The organism is Actinacidiphila acididurans, assembly GCF_016918855.1.
GTDB lineage: Bacteria > Actinomycetota > Actinomycetes > Streptomycetales > Streptomycetaceae > Actinacidiphila > Actinacidiphila acididurans.
In genome coordinates this window covers 1-23,723 of record NZ_JADKYB010000039.1, presented here as the reverse complement: position 1 = coordinate 23,723, position 23,723 = coordinate 1, and the positions used below count along the sequence as shown (strand labels likewise).

The following is a 23,723-nucleotide window of genomic DNA, read 5'->3' as shown; positions in this document are numbered from 1 at the left end:
GAAGACGGACGACAACGCATGAATGACGTACGGGACGAGACCGGCGAGGCCGCGGGCCGGGCGGCCGCGACCGCCGCGGCGGTGACCGCGGCCGATGTGGCCGACGCCGCCCGCCTGGTGGGCTTCGGCCTGCAGCCCAGGCTGCTGCCTGCCAGGGACGTGGAGTACGCCGAGCTGATCCGGCGGTACCGGGAGGACCCCGCCTTCGCGCGGCTGGCCGACGCGGTGGCCGCCGGCCTCGGCGTGGTCGTCATGGAGGTCTCGCCGCGGGCCGGCATGGCGCTGGCCGCCGCCGAGGACTCGGTGTTCGCGGTTCGAATGGGGGATTACGCCCGGCGGGCGGCCTCCGACGCCGGCGACCGGTTCCTGCACGGCCTGGCGCACCTGGCGGTCGCCGCCCTCGCCTTCCCGCGGCCGGAGGACCTGGCCGACGACGGCTACATCGGCCGGATCACCGTGCACGGCGTGGACGCCTTCGTCCGCCAGGCCTGCCGCCGCCTGGAGGAGCGGGCCGACGAGGACGGCCGCACCACCGACCCGGCCAGCGACGCCCCCGGCCTGGAGGCCGCCTGGCGGGTCTACGCCCGGCGCAGCTCCACCGGCGCCACCAAGGACGCCCGCCGGCTGGCCAGTTCCACCACCGGCATCATCGGCAAGGCCGTCGCCTTCCTGGTGGACTCCGGCTTCCTCCAGCGCACCGGCGACGAGTCCGGCGGCACGTACCGCACCACCGCTCGTTACCAGTTGCAGGTCCGCGACATGGCCGGCAGCGCCGCGATGGCCGAACTGCTGGACCTCGGCGTCGTGCCCACCAGCGACGGCACCCCCACCCTGGTGCCGGCCGCCGACGGCGTCGACGACGACCTCGCGCTCGACGCCGGCCTGCCGTTCCACAGTCACTCCTGACCCGACCCGCCCCCGACCCGCGACCCGCCGGTCCGCACCGCCCACTTCGTCCCCGACCCCGCCACGAGAGCCTTTCCCGCATGTACGAGCTGTCCCGCCTCCGCCTCTACTCCATCGGGCCGGCCGGCGCACGCTACGCCGACACCGTGCTCGACCTGCGGGGCGTCGGCGACCCCGTGCCACAGCCCGCGCCCCTCCAGGGCGAGTTCTTCGCGGACGAACCCACCGGGCCGCCCCGCCGGCCGGCCCCCGCGGGCGTGCTCTTCCTGGAGAACGGCGGCGGCAAGTCGGTCCTGCTGAAGCTGATCTTCTCGGTGATGCTGCCCGGCCACCGCAACACCCTGGGCGGCGCCAGCTCCGGGGTGCTGCGCAAGTTCCTGCTCGCCGAGGACTGCGGCCACGTCGCCCTGGAATGGCAGCACACCCTCACCGGCGAACTCGTGGTGGTCGGCAAGGTCAGCGAATGGCGCGGCCGGCAGGTCTCCTCCGACCCGCGCAAGTTCGCCGAGGCGTGGTATTCCTTCCGCCCGGGCCCCGGCCTCTCGCTGGACTCGCTGCCGGTCGCCGAGGCCACCGCGATGCGCCCGCCCGCCGAGGGCACCTCCGGGGCCCGCGGCCGCCGCCGCACCATGAAGGGCTTCCGGGACGCCCTCACCGAGGCGGGCAAGGCCTACCCGCACCTGGAAGTGGTCTGGGAGGAGATCCACGACCGCTGGAACGAGCACTTGGGCGACCTGGGCCTGGACCCGGAACTCTTCCGCTACCAGCGGGAGATGAACGCCGACGAGGGCGAGGCCGCCGGCCTGTTCGCGGTCAAGAAGGACTCCGACTTCACCGACCTGCTGCTGCGCGCGGTCACCGACACCCGCGACACCGACGGCCTGGCCGACCTGGTGCACGGCTTCGCCGGCAAACTCGGCCGCCGCGCCGAACTCACCGCCGAACGCGACTTCACCGCCGGCTCCCTGGACCTGCTGGAACGCATCGTCGAGGCCACCGGCGCCCGGGACCGGGCCCGCGCCGTGCACGCCCAGTCCGAGCGCCGCACCCGCGCCCTGGCCCGGCGGCTGTCCGCCCGCGCCCGGGAGGAGCGTGGCCGCACCGCCGAACTCGCCGCCCTCGTGGCCGACGCCGGGCACGCCGTCACCGACGCCGAGCAGGCCCGCGCCGGCAGCGCCCTGATCGCCGCCGAACTCGCCTACCGGCACGCCTCGCTGGCCCTGGCCGCGGCAGAGAAGGGCGCCGCCGCGCTGCGCCGCGAACTCACCGACGCCCGAACCCTGCACGCCGCCTGGCAGACCGCCGAGACCGTGCTGCGCCACCGCGCCGCAGGCGACCGGCTGGAGCGGGTCACCGCCGCCATCCGCGAGGCCGAACGCGACGCCGCCCCCGCGCTGGCCGCCCGTACCCGCGCCGCCGCCGACCTGGTCCGGGCCCTCCAAGCGGCCGCGGCCGGCGCCGAACAGCAGGCCGACGCGGAGGAGGAGCGTTCGGCGCGGCTCCAGGAGGAGTACGAGGCCGCGCACCGCGACGCCACCGCCGCGGCCACCGAGGCCGAACGGGCCCGCAGCGAGAGCGGTCACCTGGGCCAGCGGCTCGCCGAGGTCGAGCAGGAGACCGCCGACGCGGTACGGGCCGGCTGGCTCGACGACTCCGCGCCCGACGCCGACCCGGCCCGCGCCGCCCTGGCCGCATCCGACGCGGAGAAGGCCGCCGAGGCCGGCGCCCGGGCCGCCGCCGAGACCGCCGCGGCCAGTGCCGGCCGGGCCCGTGAGGCGGCGGCAGCCGAGACCCGGGCCGAACTCGCCGCCGCCCGCGCCGCCGACGCGCTCGCCACCGCGGAGGCCGCCCACAGCGCGGCGACCGTGGCGGCCGGCGCCCTGGCCGCCGACCCGCGGCTGTCCGCCCTGCTGAGCCTGCCCCCGGCGGGCGGCGCCCCGGCCCGTACCGCCGCCGTCCCCGCCGCCCGCACCCCCGGCGGCGACCATGCCGGCACCCATGGCGAGCAGCGGGAATCCGCCGCCATGGCCGCGCCCACCGCCCGTACCCATGGCGACGCCCCGCTCACCCCCGCCGAACTGGACTCCTTCGCCGAGCCGCTGCGCGAGCTGCTGGAGGAGTCGGTGACCGCCGCCGAGCGCCAGTTGTTTGAGCTCAGGACGGCCGCCGCGGACGACACGCGGATCCTGGGCGCGCTCGGCGACGGCGGGCTGCTGCCGCCGTCCCCCGACGTGCTGGCCACCGTGGAGCACCTGGGCGAGCACGGCATCCCCGCGCTGCCCGGCTGGCGCTACCTCGCGCAGGCCGTCGATCCGGCCGACCACGCCGCGGTGCTCGCCGCCCGCCCCGAACTCGTCGACGGCGTGGTGGTGACCGACCCCGACAGCTACGTACGCGCCAAGGAGGCGCTGGCGCGGGCCGCGCTGCTGCCCCGCTCGGCCGTCGCCGTGGGCACGGCCACCGCCCTGCTCGCCCCGCCGCCCGCGGCCGGCGCCGCCCCGGACCTCTTCCTCGTCACGCCCAACCCCGCGATGCACGACGAGGTCGCCGCCGACGGCGAACGGCAGGCGCTGCGCGAGCGGGCCACCGCGCGCGAGGAGGAGATCCGCGTCCTGGCCGCGCGGCTGGCGCACGACCGCACCCTGGCCGCCCGCCTGGCCTCCTGGCGGGCGAGCTACCCGCAGGGCCGGCTCGGCGAACTCGCCGCGGAAGTCACCGCCGCCAAGGACGCGGCGGCCCGGGCCCGCGAGAGCCTGGCCGCGGCCCGCGAGGAACGCGCCGAGGCCGACGCGGCCGCCGCCGAGGCCGCGGCCGACAGCGACACCCGGCGGGCCGCCGCCGAGCAGGCCCGGCGGCGCGCCGATGCCCTGGCCGGCCTCGCCCACCGGCTGCGCGAGCGCGCCGCCTGGCAGCGCCGGGCCAGGGAACTGGCCGCCGACGCAGCCGAGGCCGAGGCGCGGGCCGAGACCTGCCTGGCCCGGGCCCGCGCCGCCGACGAGGACCGGCGCGCCGCCCAGCGTGCCTCCGACGACGCCCGCCGCACCGCCCGCGTGCTGCGCGCCGAACGCTCCGAGATCGCCGGCGCCCCTGAGGACGACCAGGACGGCGCCGCACCGGTGACCGCCGCGCTGCCCGCCCTGCGCGAGGCCTACCGCGCCGCCTCCCAGGTCTACGAGAAGGTCGGCGTCGGCGCCGACCTGCGCGCCGAACAGGCCCGCGCGGAGAGCACCGAGCACGCGGCCCTGGCCGAACTGGAACGCCTCAGCAACAAGGTGCGCAGCCGCGCCGCCCAGTTGCTGGAAGGTCCGGACGGCGCCGACGGCCCGGCCCGGCAGGCCGCCGCGGCCCGCGCCGAACAGCTCGTACAGACCCTGGAGTCACGCCAGTCGGCCGCCAGCGAGCAGCTCGGCCGGCTGCGCGGCGAGGCCGAGCGGCACGCCCCGGCCGACGGCGGCGCCCACACCGCGCTGCCCGAGGAGCTGGAGCCGCGCGACGCCGGCCACGCGCAGGAACTGCTGCGCGCCGCGAGCGCCGAACTGGCCGGCCGTACCGAGGCGCTCGAGCAGGCCAGGGCCGCGCACGCCGACGTGGTGCGGGACCACCGCGCCGCCGAGGACGCGGCGAGCGGCTTCGACGAGACTGCCGCGCTGCTGCGCGACCTGCTGCGGGAGCCCGCCCAGCCGACGGAGGACGACGAACCGGAGCCGTACCCCGGCGCCCTGGAGGACGCCCGGCGCGCCGCCGCCGAGGCCCGCCGGTCGCTGCGCGGCTGCGCCGCCGACCTGTCCACCGCCGAGACCCACCTGCGCGAGGCCGCCGACGTCCTGGTCCGGCACGCCAACGCGGTCCGCTACGAGCAGGTGCGCACCCCCGCCCGGCAGCAGATCCGGGAACTGCCCGCCGCCGCGCTGCCCGACCACGCCGCCGCCTGGGCCGCCGCCTTCGCCCCCCGGCTGCGGGTGCTGACCGACGAGCTCGGCCAGCTGGAGCGCAACCGGTACAGCATCGTGGACCGGCTGCGCGGCCTGGTGGAGTCCTCGCTCGCCACCCTGCGCTCGGCCCAGCGGCTGTCCCGGCTGCCCGAAGGGCTCGGTGAATGGTCCGGCCAGGAATTCCTGCGGATCCGGTTCGAGGACCCCGACCAGGCACTGCTCAGCGAACGCCTCGGCGAGGTCATCGACGAGGCCACCCGCGCGGCCGTGCGCAAGAACTCCGACCTGCGGCGCGACGGGATGACCCTGCTGCTGCGCGGGGTGGCCGCCGCCCTCCAGCCGCGCGGCATCGCCGTGGAGATCCTCAAGCCCGACGCGGTGCTGCGCGCCGAACGCGTCCCCGTCGGCCAGATGGGCGACGTCTTCTCCGGCGGCCAGCTGCTGACCGCGGCCATCGCCCTGTACTGCACCATGGCCGCGTTGCGCAGCAACGACCGCGGCCGGGACCGCCGGCGCCACGCCGGCACCCTGTTCCTGGACAACCCCATCGGCCGCGCCAACGCCACCTACCTGCTGGAGCTCCAGCGGGCCGTCGCCGACGCGCTCGGCGTCCAGCTCATCTACACCACCGGCCTGTTCGACACCACGGCGCTCGCCGAATTCCCCCTGGTGGTACGGCTGCGCAACGACGCGGACCTGCGGGCGGGCCTGAAGTACATCAGCGTCGAGGAGCACCTGCGCCCGGGCCTCCCGGTGCCCGACCCCGGCGGCGAGCCCGTGCACGGCGAGATCACCGCGACCCGGATGTTCCGCCGCCCACCGGAACCGGCGCCAGCCGAGGCGTGACACCGGCGCGGGGCGCCGTGACGACCGCCGCGTACGCCGACGCCGGTCGCCATCAACGACAAGCACACCGATGCCGGCCGGTGGTGACGACTGCCGCGCATGACGGTGCCGGGTGCCCCGCGCGGGGCACCCGGCACCGTCATGCGCGGCAGTCGTCCCGGGCGCGCGGAGCCGGACCATCCGGCACCCGCGCCCCCGGGGACGGCCGGTCAGACGCTGTGCGCGCGCGGTATGTGCGGACGGCCCTCCCGGGCCGCGGCACGTTCCCGTCGCCGGGCCCGGCGGCGCTCCCGGCGCAGTGTGTGCGCGGCGCTGCTCGGGGTGGACAGCACCCCGGCCCGCTGGGCCCACACCTGCCGGGTCACCCACACATCCAGCACCGCCCAGCTGGCCACCACGCTGGTGACCACCGTGCACAGCATCATGGGCGCGGTCAGCCACGACCCGCCGGCCACCAGCAGCAGTACGATGACCGCCTGGGTCACCGCAACCGCCACCAGGAGCACGGCCCGTACGGCCGCGTCCCGCACCGGGTCCGGCAGCCGCTCCCGGCTCGCCGGCTCTTCCTCCCACAGCGTGCGGCGTTCGAACTCCATGAGTGGTCCCTGCCCCGAAATTTCCGGTTGCATTCAGCAGTACGTATCGGTTCAGAACACCCCAACTCTACTGCGTGACTTTCAAGTTACGTCTGGGGCAGTAGTAGGCTCACGCCGTTCGGACGGGACGGAAAGACCCCCGCCGCGGGGGAGACGTGGGGAGGCCATGCGCTTTCGCGGTACGACGATCCGGCGGAAGATCGTGGCACTGCTGCTGATCCCACTGGTGTCCCTGACCGCCATCTGGGCCTACGCGGCGGCGCTGACCTTCCGCGCGGTCCTGGACCGGCCCGACATCGGGCGGATCGTGACCCACCTCGCCCTTCCCGTCACCGACTCGGTGCGCAACTTCCAGATGGAGCGCAGGGCCGCCCTGGTTTACACGGCCAGCCCGCACGACACCCAGGCGGCGATCAGCTACGACAAGCAGGAGCGCGCCACCGACCAGTCGCTGGCCAAGCTCCGCACCCAGCTCGCCACGGGGGTCCGCGGCGCCATCGACAGCCGCGCCCGCTCCCGGCTCGACACCTTCCTCTCCACCGCGCAGGGCCTGACCGCGCTGCGCGGCCGCGTCGCCGCCCGGCACATCTCGCTCAACGACGCCTACGCCGGCTACAACGCCCTGGTCGGGCCGGCCTACGACCTGTTCGACGAGCTGATCCCGATCGGCAACAGTGTGCACGACGGCCAGCGCCGCGCCGTCGCCGGCCTCGAGCGGGCGCGCGAGGACGTCAGCCGGCAGGACGCGCTGATGGCCGCCGCCATCACGACCGGCCGCATCAGCAGGACCGAGCTGACCTCCTTCACCTTCGCCGTCGGCCAGGAACGCAACTACTACACCGACGAACTCCCGGTGCTGGACGGCGCGATGCGCGCGCCGTACGACGCGTACTGGAAGAGCGGCAGCGGCCGGGCCCTGCGCCGCGTCCAGGACGCGGTGATCGCCGCCGGCCCGAGCACCGCGCCCGTCGTGGCCGCGCACATGTCCTGGCCCTCCGTCGAGGGCACCGCCTTCGACGACCTGAACCGGATGAACAACACCTCCACCGCGCAGTTCAGCAAGGAGGCCCGGCCGATCCCGCGTACCCTGCTGATCGAGGCGGCCGTGACCGGCATCGTGGGCCTGGTGGCGGTGATCGCCTCGCTGATCGTCTCGGTACGCATCGGCCGCAGCCTCATCCGCGACCTGACCGGCCTGCGCCGCGAGGCCCAGGAGGTCTCCGGCACCAGGCTGCCGCGCGTGATGCGCCGCCTGGCCGCGGGCGAGGAGGTCGACGTCGAGACCGAGGTGCCCCGGCTCAGCTACGCCGACGACGAGATAGGCCAGGTCGGCAAGGCGCTCAACACCCTCCAGCGGGCGGCCGTCGAAGCCGCGGTACGCCAGGCCGACATGCGCAAGGGCGTTTCCGACGTGTTCGTCAACCTTGCCCGCCGCAGCCAGGTGCTGCTGCACCGGCAGCTCACCCTGCTGGACGCGATGGAACGGCGCACGGAGAACGCCGAGGAACTCGGCGACCTCTTCCGCCTGGACCACATGACCACCCGCATGCGGCGGCACGCCGAGGGCCTGGTCATCCTCTCCGGCGCCGCGCCCTCCCGGCAGTGGCGCAAGCCGGTCCAGCTCATGGACGTGGTCCGCGCCGCGATAGCCGAGGTCGAGGACTACGAACGCATCGACGTACGTCGCCTGCCCCGCCTCGCGGTGGCCGGCGCGGCGGTCGCGGACCTCACCCACCTGCTGGCCGAACTCATCGAGAACGCGGCCGTGTTCTCCCCGCCGCACACGCAGGTGAAGCTGCACGGCGAGCCGGTGGCCAACGGCTTCGTGCTGGAGATCGACGACCGAGGCCTCGGCCTGACCCCGGACGCGCTGCTGGAAGCGAACCTGCGGCTGGCCGAGACCCCCGAGTTCGAGCTGTCGGACACCGACCGGCTCGGCCTGTTCGTGGTCAGCCGGCTCGCCCGGCGGCACGGCGTGCGGGTCTCGCTGCGGCAGTCCTCGTACGGCGGGACCACCGCGGTCGTCCTCATCCCGGCCGGCCTGCTCACCGACACCGGCGAGGACACCGGCGCCACCCGGATCTCCGAGGCCGACCGGCCGGGCGCCACCGACCCCACCGGCGACACCGAGCAGGACTTCCGCACCTGGGGACTCGGCGTCGCCGCCGAATCGCAGCGCGAGCACACCCGGCAGGACGACCTCGCACAGCAGGACGACCTCACCCGTCCGGACGAGCCGCCGACGGTCGACGTGGACGAGCCGGAGTTCGACGCGCCCGTCCCGCTGCCGCGCCGCCGCCGCTCGCGCAGCGCCCCCGTCCTGGTCTCCGACCACGGCCGGGACGTCGATCCGGACCGGGACATCACCCCCGGCCGGGACATCGACCCCGACCACGGCCGCGACTCCGGCCGTGACTTCGGCCGGCGCCCCGCGCCCGGACCCGTTCCGCGCCACGAAACCGCCCCCGGGAGCGAGGCCCCGGCCGGCGGGAGCGCCGGAGCACAGTCGGCGCCGGCGGGCGGCGCACTGCCGCGCCGGGTCCGGCAGGCGAACCTCGCCCCCCAACTGCGCGCCGCCCCGGCCCCGGAGACCGCCCAGGACACCGACGACTCCGGCCCGGACTGGTCCGCGGACGAACTGCGGGACCGCATGGCGGCGTTCCAGCGCGGCTGGCAGCGCGGCCGGGAAGTCGCGGAAGCCGAAACGGAAGCCGGGCCCGGTGACGTACCGCCGGGCACCGCGGCGCCGGCCGGCCCCGCGACCGAAACGCCATCAGCACCGCGAACCACATCTGAGGGGAACAGCCGATGACTGCCGAACCGACCAGCCAGACCGGCGAGCTGAGCTGGCTGCTCGACGACCTGGTCCGCCGCGTCGCCAGCATCCGCAAGGCGCTCGTCCTCTCCGGGGACGGCCTGGCCCTCGGCTCCTCGGAGGGACTCACCCGTGAGGACTCCGAGCACCTGGCGGCCGTCGCGTCCGGCTTCCACAGCCTGGCCAAGGGCGTCGGCCGGCACTTCTCGGCCGGCCGGGTCCGGCAGACCATGGTCGAACTGGACGAGGCCTTCCTGTTCGTGACCTCCGCGGGCGACGGGAGCTGCCTGGCGGTGCTGGCCGACGCCGACTCCGACGTCGGCCAGATCGCCTACGAGATGGCCCTGCTGGTCAAGCGGGTAGGCGCCCACCTGGGCACGGCGCCGCGGCACGAGGGCGGCGCGACACTCAGCGGCTGACCATGGGGTGACAACGGGGTGACGGGGAACGATGACTTCTGAATCGTCCGAATCGCAGGAGGCGGACCGCTGGTACGACGACGCCGCCGGGCCGGTGGTGCGCCCGTACGCGATGACACGTGGCCGGACCAGCCACGCGGCTGACGCGCGGATCGACCTGATCGCTTTGGTGGTGACCGGTGCCGAGGCGGGGGAGGGCGGCGCCGCGCTGGACGACCCGTCGCTGTCCCCGGAACACCTGGACATCATCGACCGCTGCAAGGTCCAGGCCACCTCGGTGGCCGAACTGGCCGCCGACCTCGACCTGCCGGTGGGGGTGGTACGGGTGCTCGTCGGCGATCTGCTCGAAGCCGCCCATGTGCACATCCACCGCCCGGTGCCGCCGGCGGAACTGCCCGACGAGAGCATCCTTCGGGACGTCATCAACGGGCTGCGGGCCCTGTGACCGGCCGTTTCCGCGGTGGCCCGGGGGGAGCGGTCCGGCGCTGCCCAGGCTAGGCTTCCCCGCAGCGTTCTCCCGTGACACCCCGTGAGTCCCACGAGCCGCCCGGCGCGAACGGCGGCCATCCGAAGGGAAGAAGAGAAGACACCATGGCCCTGGTGCGTGCCGAACGCCGTGACGACCGGTCCCCGGCGGAGCCGGTGGCGCTGAAGCTGCTGGTGGCGGGCGGGTTCGGCGTCGGGAAGACCACTTTGGTGGGAGCGGTGAGCGAGATCAGACCGCTGCGCACCGAGGAGGCGCTGACCGAGTTGAGCCGTTCCGTGGACGACACCGCCGGTGTGGAGGCCAAGCGCACCACCACCGTGGCCATGGACTTCGGCCGGATCACCCTGCGCGACGACCTGGTGCTGTACCTGTTCGGCACGCCGGGCCAGGACCGGTTCTGGTTCCTGTGGGACGAGTTGGCGCAAGGAGCCCTGGGTGCGGTGGTGCTGGCCGACACCCGCCGGCTCCAGGACTGCTTCCCCGCCGTCGACTACTTCGAGCGGCGCGGCATCCCCTTCGTCGTGGCCGTCAACTGCTTCGACGGCGCCCGGCTGCACTCCGCGGACGACGTCCGGGACGCGCTCGACCTCGACCAGGAGGTCCCTGTCGTGCTGTGTGACGCGCGTAAACGGGACTCGGCGAAGAAGGTGTTGATCACCGTGGTCGAGCACGCCGCCGACATGGCGGCCCTCCGCCGGGAGCCCGCGGCCAACTGACATCCCGCCAACCACCTCTCACTCAGCCCCGGTCCGTCTCCGGACCGGGGCTTCGTGCTGCCCGGGACGGTGGCCGCTGACCGCTGCCGGTCCGGCTGCCCGCCGAAAGCCCATGGACGGTGGTGGACCTGCGTGCTACCGTATTCTCGTACTGAGAAAGACTCATACTGAGAACAACTTGGCCGGAGGAGGGCCGCCGTGGATCCGGACCGGGAGCGGGAGTTCCTCGCGGAGTACGATCCGCGGGCCTTCGACCCCATCGCCGTCACCGTGGACGTGGTGGCGCTCACCCTGCGGGAGGAGCGGCTGCACGTACTCGCGGTGCGGCGCGGCGGCCCGCCGTTCGAGGGGGAGTGGGCGCTGCCCGGCGGGTTCGTGCAGGCCGGCCGCGAATCGCTGGACGAGGGCGCCGCCCGTGAACTCGCCGAGGAGACCGGCCTCGACCCCGCCGCGCTCGGCCGGGTCCACCTCGAACAGCTCGGCAGCTACGGGCACCCGGACCGCGACCCGAGGATGCACGTGGTCTCCATCGCCTACCTCGCCTTCGCTCCCCGGCTGCCCGACGCGCGAGCGGGCAGTGACGCGGCCGGGGCGGCCTGGCTGCCGGTGGAAGCGTTTTCCCCCGCCGGTCAACCCGGACCGGTACGCTCGCGTCCCATCGACCAGGGTCGGCGGCCCGGGGCCTACGGGGGTGGTACCGGCCGCCGGCCCCTGCCCGACGAGGACGGCCCCCGGCTCGCCTTCGATCACGACCGCATCCTCGCCGACGGCCTGGAGCGGGCCCGCGCCAAGATCGAATACACCCCGCTGGCCACGGCCTTCCTCCCCGAACCCTTCACCATCGGCGAACTGCGCGCGGTCTACGAGGCGGTGTGGGGCGCCCCGCTGCACGCGGGCAACTTCCACCGCAAGGTGCTGTCCGTGCCGGGCTTCGTGGAGTCCACGGGCGAGACCGCCACCCGCCCCGGCAGCCGCGGCGGCCCCAAGGCTCGCCTCTACCGGGCCGGCGACGCCCGTCTGCTGCACCCGCCACTGCTCCGCCCGGACCGCGAGGACGACGTGCGCTGACCGGCCGCGGCCCGGAACCGCCGAGCACCTGCTGTCCCGTACGCCGCCCCACCGCGGCGCTCCAAGCACCCACGACACATCTCTTTGTCGATACGCACACTCGGACACACTCAGGGGGACCCTCATGGGCAGCGGAAGCTGGTCGAGCAATGTCTACGACGCCGCCGCGCGCTACCGCGCGGCCCAAGGAATGGGCGCCTTCGCGTACAGCGACCGCGTCACCGCCTCGGCCCCGCGTGCCGCCTGGCGGCCGCATCCCTCGCTCGACCCGATGGGCCTGACCGTGCGGGAGAGCCGCGACTCGGCCGAGCACCCCGCCTCGCTCGCCGTCGCCGTGCTGTTCGACGTCACCGGCTCCATGGGCGGCGTCCCGCGCGTGCTCCAGACCAAGCTGCCCGACCTGTTCGGGCTGCTGCTCCGCAAGGGCTACACCCCGCACCCGCAACTCCTCTTCGGCGCGGTCGGCGACGCCACCTGCGACAAGGTGCCCCTGCAACTGGGCCAGTTCGAGTCCGACAACCGGATGGACCAGGACCTCGGCAACATCCTGCTGGAGGGCGGGGGCGGCGGCCAGATGACCGAGTCCTACGAACTGGCCATGTACGCCATGGCCCGGCACACCTCCATCGACTGCTGGGAGCGCCGCGGCCGGCGCGGCTACCTCTTCCTCATCGGCGACGAAATGCCGTACGGCAAGGTCAAGGCCCGCGAGGTCCGCGCCGTGCTGGGCCATCCGCTCCAGCGCGACATCCCGGTCACCGAGATCGTCGCCGAACTCCAGCGCCGCTACCACGTCTTCTACATCCTCCCGGCCGGCGCCTCCTACGCCGGCAACCCCGAAGTGCTCGCCGTGTGGCGCGGCCTGCTCGGGCAGAACGTCATCGAACTGGACGACCTGGACGCGGTCTGCGAGACCATCGCCCTCACCGTCGGCCTCGGCGAGGAGTCCATCGACCTCGCCCAGGGCCTGGCGGACCTGCACGACATCGGCTCACCGGCGGTCGGTTCGGTCGCCCGGGCCCTGAACCGGGGCGACTTCGGTGCACACGGCCGTCGTTGACCTGGGCTTCGGCGACGCCGGCAAGGGCGCAGTCGTCAACCTGCTGTGCCGGGAAGGCGATTGGCACACGGTCGTACGGTTCAACGGCGGCGCCCAGGCCGCGCACAACGCGGTGCTGCCCGATGGACGCCACCACACCTTCGCCCAGTTCGGCTCCGGCACCCTCCAGGGCGCCCGCACCTTCCTGTCCCGCTTCACCCTGGTGGATCCGCTCGCCCTGGCCGCCGAGGCCGACCACCTGCGCCTGCTCGGCGTGCCGGACCCGTACGCCCTGATCACCGTCGACCGCCGGGCCCTGCTCACCACGCCCTACCACGCCGCGGCCGGCCGGCTGCGGGAACGGGCCCGCGGACAGCACCGGCACGGCTCGTGCGGCATGGGCATCGGGGAAAGCGCTCGCTACGCCCTGGCGCACCCGGACGACGCGCCCACCGCCGGTGACTGCGCCTCACGGCCCCGCCTCATCCGGCGGCTGCGGCTGCTGCGCGACCGGCTGGCCGACGAACTCGGCCCGCTGGACGGCCCGCCCGTCGAGGACTGCGTGGCCGCCTTCACCGCCTTCGCCCGCACCGTCGCCCTCACCGACGAGGACGAGCCGGCCCGCCTGGTCCGCCGCGGACCGCTGCTCTTCGAAGGCGCCCAAGGAGTGCTGCTCGACGAGTGGCACGGCTTCCACCCCTACACCACCTGGTCCACCACCACCGCGGCCAATGCCGACGCGTTCCTGGCCGAGGCCGGCGAGCCCGCCCCGGCCCGGCGGCTCGGCGTCCTACGCACCTACACCACCCGGCACGGACCCGGCCCCCTCGTCACCGAGGACCCGGGACTGACCGCCCTGCTGCCCGAGCCCCACAACGGCGACGGCCCCCACCAGGGCCCCTTCCGCACCGGCCACTTCGACGCCGTGGCGCACGCCTACGCCGTCTCGGTGTGCGGCGGCGTCGACGCCCTGGCGATCACCCACCTGGACGCCCCCCGCCGCGTCCCGGCCCTGCGCATCTGCCGCGCCTACACCGCCGCCGGCCGCCGGATCACCACCCTCCCACCCGGCCCGCCCGGTGCCCCCGGGGACCTGGACCGCCAGGCTGCCCTCACCGACCTGCTGCTCCGGGCCCGCCCCGCCGAATGGGACACCCCGGGCCGCGACCCGGGCCGGTGGCGCGAGGCGATCGCCGGCCTCCTCGGCGCTCCGGTGGCCATCGAGTCCGCCGGACCGTCCCGGCAGCACGTCACCGACCGGCGCTGGGTGGGGAAGCCGGCGCGGGGCAGGTCGGTGCGCATGTCGGGACGGTCCGGCTCGCCCGCGAGCGCATAGCCGCAGCCCGGCGCGGGGAAGGACCGTACCCCGCGCCGGGCACCTGTCGCTCGGCACCGGCTTCGGCTTGGCCCGCTCCTGTCCCGCCGCGCCGCCCGGCATCCGGTTCGACCCGCCCCCCGTCTTCCCCCCCGGCCCCGGTTCCGCCCCGCCCCCAGTTCCGGCATCGCCCCGTCCCCGTCCCCCCGATCGGATACAGTCCGCCCGTGCTCCCCGCTGTGAAGGACTCCCACTGCGCCGCCTGCGGCACGCGCTTTCCCGAGGACGCCGGCTGGCCCCGCCAGTGCCTGGGCTGCGGCACCGTCAGCTACCGCAATCCGCTGCCGGTCGCCATCGCGCTGCTGCCCGTGCGTGACGGCGACCGCACCGGGCTGGTCGTCATCCGGCGCCGCACCCGGCCCGCGTACGGGCAACTCGCGCTGCCCGGGGGCTTCGTGGACTTCGGCGAGACCTGGCAGCGGGCCGTGGTGCGGGAATTGGCGGAGGAGACCGGGATCGGGGCCGAGCCCGAGGACGTCGTCCTCGCCGACGCGCTCACCGACGTCGCCGGCGGATACCTGCTGCTGTTCGGCCTGCTGCCGGGGCGGGACGCCGCCGATCTGCCGCCGTCGGTGCCCACCGACGAGACCGACGGGCACTACCTGCTGCCCGCACCGGCCGACCTCGGCTTCCCGCTGCACACCCTGGCCGCGCGCCGCTGGTTCGACGGGGTCTACGACGCGCTGCCGCGCACCCGTACCGCGTAGCCCACCTCGCCGCCGCCCTCGCGCTCCACCACGACCTCGCCGTCCGCCCAGCGGGTGGTGAACCGTTCCATGACCGGCGCCCCCCAGCCCTCCGGGTCGCCGCCGAACACCACTCCACTGCCGCTCCGTCCTTCCAGCGGCGGCCACACCTCCAGCTCCACCGAGCCGTCCGCCCCGGCCACCGGCAGCACCGACCCGGCCCTGGCCAGCACCGGCACCCGCCCGAGCGGCGCGTCCAGCAGCACCTGCCCGGGGCCGCGGTGCAGCCGGCCGGTCGCCGTGTCGTACCACGCGCCGCGCGGCAGCCGTACCGTCTTGCTCACCGCCCCGGGCTCCAGCACCGGCGCCACCAGCAGCGCGTCCCCCAGCAGGAAGGCGTCGCCGCACTCCCGCAGCGCCCGGTCGGCCGGTGCGGTCCACCACAGCGGCCGCACGTACGGGGCGCCGGTGCCGCGCGCGATGTGCGCCAGCGTCTCCAGGTACGGCAGCAGCCGCATCCGCGTCTCCAGCGCCTCCCGCGCATGCCCCAGCACCTCGGGCCCGAACTGCCACGGCTCGCGCCGGCCGCCGTCTATCGCCGAATGGGTCCGGAACAGCGGCAGATAGGAGCCGAGTTGGAACCACCGCAGGTACAGTTCCGGCTCCGGCGTACCGGTGAAGCCGCCCACGTCCGGGCCCGAGTACGGCACCCCGCACAGCCCGAGCCCCAGCACCAGCGCCAGCGAGGCCCGCAGCCCCTCCCAGGCGGTCGCCACGTCACCGGACCACGTCCCGCCGTAGCGCTGCATCCCCGCCCATCCCGAGCGGGAGAACAGGAACGGCCGCTGCTCGGGCCGCAGCCGGCGCAGCCCGTCCCAGCCGGCCCGGGCCATGCCCAGCGCGTACACGTTGTGCGCCTCGCGGTGGTCGCCGCCGCGCCCCTCCAGACTGTGCCGGGCCGAGCGCGGCAGGGTCGGCTCGCCGAACGACGCGAAGGACACCGGCTCGTTCATGTCGTGCCAGAACCCGGCGAACCCCCGGTCCAGCCGCTCCCGGTACAGCCCACCCCACCAGGAGCGCACCGCGGGGTCGGTGAAGTCGGGGAAGACCGAGTCACCGGGCCACACCACCCCGCGCACCTCCCGCCCGCGCCCGTCCCGTACGAACATCCCGCCGGCCCGGCCGCTCTCGTACAGGTCCAGCCCCGGTTCGGCCTTCACCGCCGGGTCCACGATCGACACCAGCCGCACCCCCTGCTCGGCCAGCTCCCGGGACAGCCCGGGCAGGTCGGGAAAGCGCTCCGGGTCGGCGGTGAAGATCCGGTGCCCGTCGAAGTGGTCGATGTCCAGGTGGATCACCGACAGCGGCAGGCGGTGCTCCCGGTACGCGGCGGCCACCCGGCGCACCTCGGACTGGGTGTCGAAGCCCCACCGCGAGTGGTGGTGGCCCAGCGCCCAGCGCGGCGGCAGCGCGGGCCGCCCGGTCAGCGCCGTCCAGGTGCCCAGCACCCGCGCCGGGTTGCCGGGGATCACCCAGTACCGCAGCGGCCCGCCCTCCATCCGCACCTCGCTGCCGCCCGGCCGGTCGTGCCCGGAGCCCGCGCCCTCCTCGCCGTCCCGCAGCGTGACCTGCCCGTCCCAGGTCGAGTCGTGGAACACCAGATGACAGCCGGCGTCGGCCACCACGAACTGCACCGGCATGGTGATGTAGAGCGGGTCGTCACCCGGCCGGAACGACCCGCCGGGGTCGGTGTTCCACAGCCGGTACGTGCCCTCCGGCAGCCGCGGCCCCGCCGCCCGCCCGCCCAGCCCGAACACCCGGGCGTCCGCCGGGGTCTGTGCGCGCTGCACCCAGCGCGCCCCTGGCGCACCGGCCGGCCCCGTCGCGTCCCACCAGCGCGGCGGCAGTTCCCGGCGCAACAGCAGCCCACCCGGGGTGCGGAACTCCACCGCGCCGTGCCGCGACACCAGCACCGTCACCCGCTCCGAGACCACCCGCCAGCCGTCCTTGTCCGGCTCGAGCACCGCCCGCCCGTCGGCCTCGGGCGCGGCGCCGGCCAGCGCGTACGACGGCTCCGGCGCCGCCCCGTCCCAGCCGCAGAACACCGCGCCGCCCACCGCGACCCGCACCTGGAGCCGGGAACGGGCGAACCGCACCACCCCGCCGCCCGGCATCGGCTCGGCCCCCAGCGCCGTCCCCGGCACCCGGGCCCGCTCCGGGCCGCGCCGCGGCAGATCCCGCGCGTCCGTGCGCTGCCGGCGCCAAGCCGCCCTGGTCGCACGCCATCCATTGGCGGAACCCGCCATCCGTACCGAACGCAGCAGGTCCCGAGCATCCATGCGTCCACCCTTTCACCGTCACCCCAAGGCGCGCCGCCCGTTCAACCACCGTTCACCTGGGAGAGAGCACCCTCGCCGACCGTCCGCGGGTACCCGCCCTGGCGTAGCGGACGATCACATGGCATCGTCCCTTGCAGCCCCCGCGGCGGGCCACCCGCCCCCGGGCCACCGCGTCCGGCCGCCCGCCCCGGCCGGACCGTCCGACACGCAACAACGCGCAACGACGCGCCGTCCGGGAGCCGCCATGACCGCACCGCAGACCGCACCCGTACCGGAACCGCTGTGGACGCCCGGCCCCGAGCGGATCGCCGGTGCCCGCATCACCCGCTTCCAGGAGTGGGCGGCCGGCCGGCACTGCGCGCCGGCCGCGGTCCCCGGCGACCCCGCGGCCAGTTACGCCGCCCTGCACGCCTGGTCGGTCAGCGAGTCCGAGACGTTCTGGCAGGCGCTCACCGAATGGTTCGACGTCCGCTTCTCCACCCCGTACGAGCGGGTGCTCGCCGACCCGGCGATGCCCGGCGCCCGCTGGTTCCCCGGCGCGCGCCTCAATTACGCCGAACACGCCCTGCGCCCCGCCCTCGACCCGGCCCGCGCCGCCGAACCCGCCCTGCTGCACCTCGACGAGAGCCACGAGATCGGCACCGTGAGCTGGGCCGAACTGCGCCGCCACGTCGCCTCACTGGCCGCCGCCCTGCGCCGGCTCGGCGTCACCCCCGGCGACCGGGTCAGTGGCTACGTCCCCAACATCGCCCAGGCCGTCGTCGCCGTGCTCGCCAGCGCCGCCGTCGGCGCCGTATGGACCTCCTGCGCCCCCGACTTCGGCGCCCGCAGCGTCCTGGACCGCTTCCAGCAGGTCGAACCGGTCGTCCTGATCACCGTGGACGGCTATGTCTACGCCGGCAAGCGCCACGACCGCACCGACGTCGTACGGGAACTGCGCGCGGGCCTGCCGACATTGCGCGCCACCGTGCACATCCCGCTGCTCGGCACCCCCGCCCCGGACGGCGCGCTCGCCTGGGACGACCTGGTCGGCGACGACACCGAGGCCGAGTTCGCCCAGGTCCCCTTCGACCACCCGCTGTGGGTCCTGTACTCCTCCGGCACCACGGGCCTGCCCAAGGCCATCGTCCACTCCCAGGGCGGCATCCTGCTGGAACACCTGAAGCAGACCGGCCTGCACCTGGACCTCGGCCCCGGCGACCGGTTCTTCTGGTACACCTCCACCGGCTGGATGATGTGGAACTTCCTCGTCTCCGGCCTGCTGACCGGCGCCACCGTCGTGCTCTACGACGGCAGCCCCGGCCACCCCGACATCGCCGCCCAGTGGCGGGTCGCGGAACGCACCGGCACCACCGTGTTCGGCACCTCCGCCGCCTACGTCATCGCCTGCCGCAAGGCCGGCATCCACCCCGGCCGCGACACCGACCTGTCCGCCGTGACCTGCGTGGCCACCACCGGCTCGCCACTGCCCCCGGACGGCTTCCGCTGGCTGCACGACGAGGTCAAGGCCGATCTGTGGATCGCCTCCGTCAGTGGCGGCACCGACGTGTGCAGCTGCTTCGCCGGCGGCGTGCCCACCCTGCCCGTGCACATAGGCGAACTCCAGGCCCCCTGCCTGGCCACCGATCTGCAGGCCTGGGACCCCCAGGGCCGGCCGGTCACCGACGAGGTGGGCGAGCTCGTCGTCGCCAACCCGCTGCCCTCGATGCCGATCCGGTTCTGGAACGACCCCGACGGCACCCGCTACCGCGAGAGCTACTTCGAGATGTTCCCCGGCGTCTGGCGGCACGGCGACTGGATCACCCGTACCTCCCGCGGCACCGTGATCATCCACGGCCGCTCCGACTCCACCCTGAACCGCCAGGGCGTACGGATGGGCTCCGCCGACATCTACGAGGTCGTCGAACGCCTCCCGGACATCGCAGAGTCCCTCGTCATCGGCATCGAACAACCCGACGGCGGCTACTGGATGCCGCTGTTCGTCAAACTCGCCCCCGGCGCCGTGCTCGACGACGCCCTGCGCGACCGGGTCCGCTCCGCCCTGCGCACCCAACTCTCCCCCCGGCACGTGCCCGACGAGATCATCGAAGTGCCCGGCATCCCGCACACCCTCACCGGCAAGCGCATCGAAGTGCCCGTCAAGCGCCTCCTCCAGGGCACCGCGCTGGACCGCGCCGTCAATCCCGGCTCGGTCGACGACCTGGAAGTGCTCCGCTTCTACGAGCGGCTCGCGGCCGAGCGGGCGACGGCCGGGGCGTAGCGGGGGCGTCCGGTCCTACGGAGCGCCGGCGTCAGGGCGTCGCGTGGTGGATGCGCGGCTCGGTGACCTGCGGGGGAGTCCCGTTGTCAGTGGTGTCGGTTACGGTCGGTGAGCAAGAGGGGCCGGTGCGTGTCCGGCCCCATGACCGAGGGGGGAACCATGTCCCACACCAGCGGCAACGACCACGCCGAGCGCCCGCAGCGGGCCGCGAACCGGTCCGGCCGGCACACCGGGCCCGACCCGATGGGCCCGGCCGACCGCCCCGGGGCCAGGGCGGACGCCGGGACCGGGCCGCGTGGCGGCCGGACCGGGCGCGGCACACCACGCGGCGGCGGCACCCGCTACCGAAGGGCCCTGCGCAAGGAAGCGCCCACCGTCGTGGCGGTCCTGCTCACCGTCGCGGACTTCACGGTCATGACCGGCCACCCGAGCTTCCCGTTCACGGATTACGGACGGTATCTGCACCACTTGGACGGCCTGCTCCGCAGCCTGTACGCCCAGGGCGTCCACGTCGCCGTCACCGTCTTCGACCCGGAGGGCTACGCCGACTACTGCGCCACCACCGGCCGGCCGGTCGACGCCGCGGCCACCCGTACCCGATACGCCGCCGAGGTCGCCGCGGGCCGCGCCACGGTGCCGTACACCCGCCAGCCCCTGCCGGTGCTCTGCGCCGAACTCGCCCACGCCGCCGACCGCCGGGCCACCTGGGAACACGCCACCGACCTCCTGATGGACGCCGGCCCGTGCCCCGATTGCGGGCAGGACCTCGCCCACTGCGCCTTCGACCGCGCTTCCCAGGCCCTGCTCGCCGTCATCGAGGCCGTCGGCCCCGGCGCGCACCACGTGGTGTGCAGCCTTCCCACGGATGACGGACCGCCGCTGCTCGCGGCCCTGCACGTCGAGGCTGCGGACACGGACACGGACACGGACACGGACAGGGACGCGGGCGGGGGCAGCGGCAGCGGCAACGGCCTGCGCCTCGTCGAGACGGACGCGCTGGTCCTGTGCACCGTGATGGCCGCCTCCACCGCGACCGCCCGGCCCGGCGGGCTCGTCGTCCGTACCACTGACGCCGCGGGCACCGACACCGTCCGCGGCTGGGCGCTGCGCCACGGCGAACCCCACCCCCTCACCGAGGCCCAGGTCTTCGACGCCTACTGCACCGACCCCGCCACCGGTGACCCCATCCCACCCGAACCCGGCGTCCGCTACCGAGCGGGCCTGCCCCTGCCCACGGAATCGGACCCGCCGGTGGGATGAGCGGGGAGCGGGCCAGGGGGCGGGCGCGGCCCCTGCCGGTTCTGAATCGGGTATCGCCGCCGGCGTCGGCACGCGACCGCGACCGCACGCGGTCCGGCCGGTTCCTGAACCGGACCGGCCGGTGGGATGTGGGGCCCGCCCAGGGGCCGGGCTCCGGACCCGCGGGCTCTGAACCGGGCACTGTCGTCGAGGCCGGGCGCGGGTCCGGACGGTCCCGGAACCGGATGCGGGCGTACGGCATCGGCGGAGCCATCCGGGTGCGGGCCGGACTCCGGCCCAGCCCGCACCCGGGGCGCGTACACGACGGGACCCGCCTGCCCTCCCGTCATCGGGCGTGCCGGGCGGCTACTCCCCGGAGAGCACGCCATGGGCGGCGCGCCGGGCCTCGTCGGCGCCGTCCGTGGCGCGGGCGGCCGCCGCGGCGCGCTCGCACTGGGCCAGCGTGTACTTCGCGAGGGTGGCCCGTACATAGGGAATCGACGCCGCACCCATGGAAAGGCTGGTGACCCCCAGACCGGTCAGCACACACGCGAGCAGTGGGTCCGACGCGGCCTCACCGCACACTCCGCAGCTCTTGCCCTCGGCCTTGGCGGCCTCCGCGGCCAGCGCCACCAGGTCCAGGAGCGCGGGCTGCCAGGGGTCCTGGTAGCGGGACACCGCGCCGACCTGCCGGTCGGCCGCGTACGTGTACTGCGCGAGGTCGTTGGTGCCCAGCGACACGAACTCGACCTCCTGGAGCACCGACCGGGCCCGCAGCGCCGCCGAGGGGATCTCGACCATCACCCCGAACTTCGCGTGCAGCCCCGCCTCCCGGCAGGCGTCCGCGAACGCCTTGGCGTCCTGGCGGTCGGCCACCATGGGCGCCATGACCTCCAGATACACCGGCAGCCCGGCCGACGCCTCGGCCAGCGCGCTCAGCTGCGTCCGCAGCACCTCGGGGTGGTCCAGCAGGGTCCGCAGCCCGCGCACGCCCAGCGCCGGGTTCGGCTCGTTCCCCGGGGTGAGGAAGTCCAGCGGCTTGTCCGCTCCCGCGTCGAGCACCCGGACCACCACCCGGCCCTCGGGGAACGCCTCAAGCACCTGGCGATAGGCCGCCACCTGCTTCGCCTGCGAGGGCGCCTTCGCCGAGTCGTCCAGGAACAGGAACTCGGTACGGAACAGGCCCACGCCCTCCGCGCCGGCCGCCAGCGCCGCGGCGACGTCCGCCGGGCCGCCGATGTTCGCCAGCAGCGGCACCTTGTGCCCGTCCGAGGTCGCGCCCGGCCCGGTCGACGCCGCGAGCGCCGCCTTCCGCTCGGCGGCCTCCGCCTGCAGCGCGGCCTGCTTCTCCGCGGTGGGCGTCACGAACACCTCGCCCGTGCTGCCGTCCACCGCCACCACCGTGCCCTCGGCCAGCTCGCACGCACCCGCCAGTGCCACCACGGCCGGAACCCCGAGCGCCCGGGCGAGGATCGCACTGTGACTGGTCGGCCCGCCCTCCTCGGTCACGAAGCCGAGCACCAGCGTCGGATCCAGCAGCGCCGTGTCCGCCGGCGCCAGGTCCCGCGCGAACAGCACATACGGCTCATCGCTGTCCGGCACGCCCGGCATCGGCACGCCCAGCAGCCGCGCCACGATCCGGTTGCGTACGTCGTCCAGGTCCGCGACCCGCCCGGCCAGGTACTCCCCGGCTCCGGCCAGCAGCGCCCGGTACGAGGCGAACGCGTCGTACGCCGCGCGCTCGGCCGTACTGCCCACCGCGACCCGCCGCTCGATGTCCGAGAGCAGTTCCGGGTCCTGCGCCATCAGCGCCTGTGCCTCCAGTACCGCCTGCGCCTCACCGCCGGCGAGCTGCCCGCGCGCGCTGAGATCGGCGGCCACCGCCTCCGTCGCCTGCCGCGCCCTGGCCTGCTCCCGCTCCGCGTCTTCCGGCCGGATCTGCTTGGCCGGCGGCTCGAGTACCGCGGTCCCCATGTGCCGGACTTCTCCGACGGCCACACCGTGACTGACCCCGACGCCCCGCAGCGTTGTCTCCATGTCACTACTTCCAGGTGAAGAGGGTGTCCCCGACCACTACGTTGCCGCTCTCGGCCACCTCGGCGAGCGCCTCGGCACTCGCTTCCAATGCGATCACCGGGCAGATCGCGGACTTGCCCGCCGCCTCGACCGCCGCCGGGTCCCACCGGACGACGGCCTGGCCGCGGGTGACCGCGTCTCCCTTGTCCACCAGCAGCTCGAACCCTTGGCCATTGAGCTGCACCGTGTCGATCCCCAGGTGCGTCAGCACCCCGCGTCCTTCGTCGTCGACCACGACGAAGGCGTGCGGGTGCAGGGACACCACGATCCCGTTCACCGGGGACACCGCCTCGCCCGGCCCCCGTACCGGATCGATGGCCGTACCCGGACCCACCATCGCCCCGGAGAACACCGGGTCGGGCACTGCGGCGAGTCCGATGGCCCGCCCGGCCAGCGGCGACGAAACGGTCGTCATAAAAGCCTCCTGTATGCGGAGTCAAGACCCACCGTCACAGCCTGTCACCGGACGGAGAGCCGCGAGAGCAGCCTAAGTCATGTCAAGTATGGATTCCCTCCCCTCCGGAACCCATCACCAGGGGCAATGTCCCGTCGTGCCCACCACCTCCGTGCGCCCTCAGGGTCCCCGTGCGCAACCGATGCGCCCCCTGTCGATCACGCTCCGTCGTCCTATCCGGAAACCTCCCCTCCGATTTGCTCCGCGCGGTCCACTCCAGTACGTTGGCACGACCGCTTCAACGGGACCCGTGGAATCGCGCTGCGAACGCGAGGACCCAAAGAGGCTGGTAATTCCGACCGGAAAGCATCTGCTAAAGTCGGAGACACGACGAAGGGAAAGTCCGGAGGGGTGCTGGGGACAGCAACCGAAGGCAGCTTCCGTTCTTTGAGAACTCAACAGCGTGCCAAAAGTCAACGCCAGATATGTTGATACCCCGTCCCCCGCAATATTGCGTGGGATGTGGTTCC

Annotated in this window: 16 protein-coding genes; 12 read left to right on the top strand and 4 right to left on the bottom strand. The window is 74.7% G+C overall.

From position 1 onward, the window contains the following. The first annotated feature begins 18 nt into the window (after positions 1–18). Together ITX44_RS39285 and ITX44_RS39280 are read left to right on the top strand one after the other, a co-directional pair. Entirely contained in the window at positions 19–906 is an 888-nt protein-coding gene (locus ITX44_RS39285) for a hypothetical protein (protein WP_205364635.1), read from the top strand. Between the two features lie 80 nt (positions 907–986). Further along, a complete protein-coding gene (locus tag ITX44_RS39280) occupies positions 987–5,684 on the top strand; it encodes a hypothetical protein (RefSeq protein ID WP_205364633.1) in 4,698 nt (1,565 codons plus the stop codon). Positions 5,685–5,893: 209 nt separating this feature from the next. Here ITX44_RS39280 and ITX44_RS39275 read toward each other — a convergent pair whose 3' ends face one another. Then, positions 5,894–6,280, bottom strand: coding sequence for a hypothetical protein (locus ITX44_RS39275; RefSeq protein ID WP_205364631.1), 387 nt, complete (start codon positions 6,278–6,280; stop codon positions 5,894–5,896). Between the two features lie 202 nt (positions 6,281–6,482). Here ITX44_RS39275 and ITX44_RS39270 point away from each other — a divergent pair, with 202 nt between their 5' ends. From ITX44_RS39270 to ITX44_RS39235, 8 genes are all read left to right on the top strand, one after another. After that, a complete protein-coding gene (locus tag ITX44_RS39270) occupies positions 6,483–9,092 on the top strand; it encodes a nitrate- and nitrite sensing domain-containing protein (RefSeq protein ID WP_307795699.1) in 2,610 nt (869 codons plus the stop codon). After that, positions 9,089–9,514, top strand: a complete 426-nt coding sequence (locus ITX44_RS39265; protein WP_205364627.1) for a roadblock/LC7 domain-containing protein — start codon at positions 9,089–9,091, stop codon at positions 9,512–9,514. The genes ITX44_RS39270 and ITX44_RS39265 overlap by 4 nt, the downstream gene beginning before the upstream one ends. A gap of 31 nt (positions 9,515–9,545) precedes the next feature. Next, complete coding sequence (locus tag ITX44_RS39260; RefSeq protein WP_205364626.1) at positions 9,546–9,959, top strand: DUF742 domain-containing protein; 414 nt, start codon at positions 9,546–9,548, stop codon at positions 9,957–9,959. A 146-nt stretch (positions 9,960–10,105) separates the two neighbouring features. Next, positions 10,106–10,717 (top strand): GTP-binding protein, encoded by a 612-nt coding sequence (locus ITX44_RS39255; protein WP_205364624.1) that lies wholly within the window; start codon positions 10,106–10,108, stop codon positions 10,715–10,717. 198 nt (positions 10,718–10,915) lie between these two features. Further along, entirely contained in the window at positions 10,916–11,785 is an 870-nt protein-coding gene (locus tag ITX44_RS39250; protein WP_205364622.1) for an NUDIX hydrolase, read from the top strand. A 124-nt stretch (positions 11,786–11,909) separates the two neighbouring features. Then, entirely contained in the window at positions 11,910–12,845 is a 936-nt protein-coding gene (locus ITX44_RS39245; protein ID WP_205364620.1) for a hypothetical protein, read from the top strand. Continuing rightward, positions 12,826–14,160 (top strand): adenylosuccinate synthetase, encoded by a 1,335-nt coding sequence (locus ITX44_RS39240; protein WP_205364619.1) that lies wholly within the window; start codon positions 12,826–12,828, stop codon positions 14,158–14,160. The genes ITX44_RS39245 and ITX44_RS39240 overlap by 20 nt, the downstream gene beginning before the upstream one ends. Positions 14,161–14,366: 206 nt before the next feature. After that, positions 14,367–14,906, top strand: coding sequence for an NUDIX domain-containing protein (locus tag ITX44_RS39235; RefSeq protein ID WP_307795698.1), 540 nt, complete (start codon positions 14,367–14,369; stop codon positions 14,904–14,906). Here ITX44_RS39235 and ITX44_RS39230 read toward each other — a convergent pair. Continuing rightward, positions 14,873–17,224, bottom strand: coding sequence for a glycoside hydrolase family 31 protein (locus tag ITX44_RS39230; RefSeq protein WP_205364617.1), 2,352 nt, complete (start codon positions 17,222–17,224; stop codon positions 14,873–14,875). The two genes, ITX44_RS39235 and ITX44_RS39230, sit on opposite strands and share 34 nt — an antisense overlap. A 244-nt stretch (positions 17,225–17,468) precedes the next feature. Between ITX44_RS39230 and ITX44_RS39225 the strand changes: the two genes are divergently transcribed. Together ITX44_RS39225 and ITX44_RS39220 are read left to right on the top strand one after the other, a co-directional pair. Further along, complete coding sequence (locus tag ITX44_RS39225) at positions 17,469–19,484, top strand: acetoacetate--CoA ligase (protein WP_205364615.1); 2,016 nt, start codon at positions 17,469–17,471, stop codon at positions 19,482–19,484. Between the two features lie 159 nt (positions 19,485–19,643). Next, positions 19,644–20,744: a DUF8829 domain-containing protein gene (locus ITX44_RS39220; RefSeq protein WP_236062462.1), complete on the top strand. Its 1,101-nt coding sequence runs from the start codon at positions 19,644–19,646 to the stop codon at positions 20,742–20,744. 345 nt (positions 20,745–21,089) lie between these two features. Here ITX44_RS39220 and ptsP read toward each other — a convergent pair whose 3' ends face one another. Next, positions 21,090–22,760, bottom strand: coding sequence for a phosphoenolpyruvate--protein phosphotransferase (ptsP, locus tag ITX44_RS39215; RefSeq protein ID WP_205364613.1), 1,671 nt, complete (start codon positions 22,758–22,760; stop codon positions 21,090–21,092). A 4-nt stretch (positions 22,761–22,764) separates the two neighbouring features. After that, on the bottom strand, positions 22,765–23,214 hold the full coding sequence (locus ITX44_RS39210) for a PTS sugar transporter subunit IIA (protein ID WP_205364611.1): 450 nt from the start codon (positions 23,212–23,214) through the stop codon (positions 22,765–22,767). Positions 23,215–23,723: the final 509 nt, after the last annotated feature.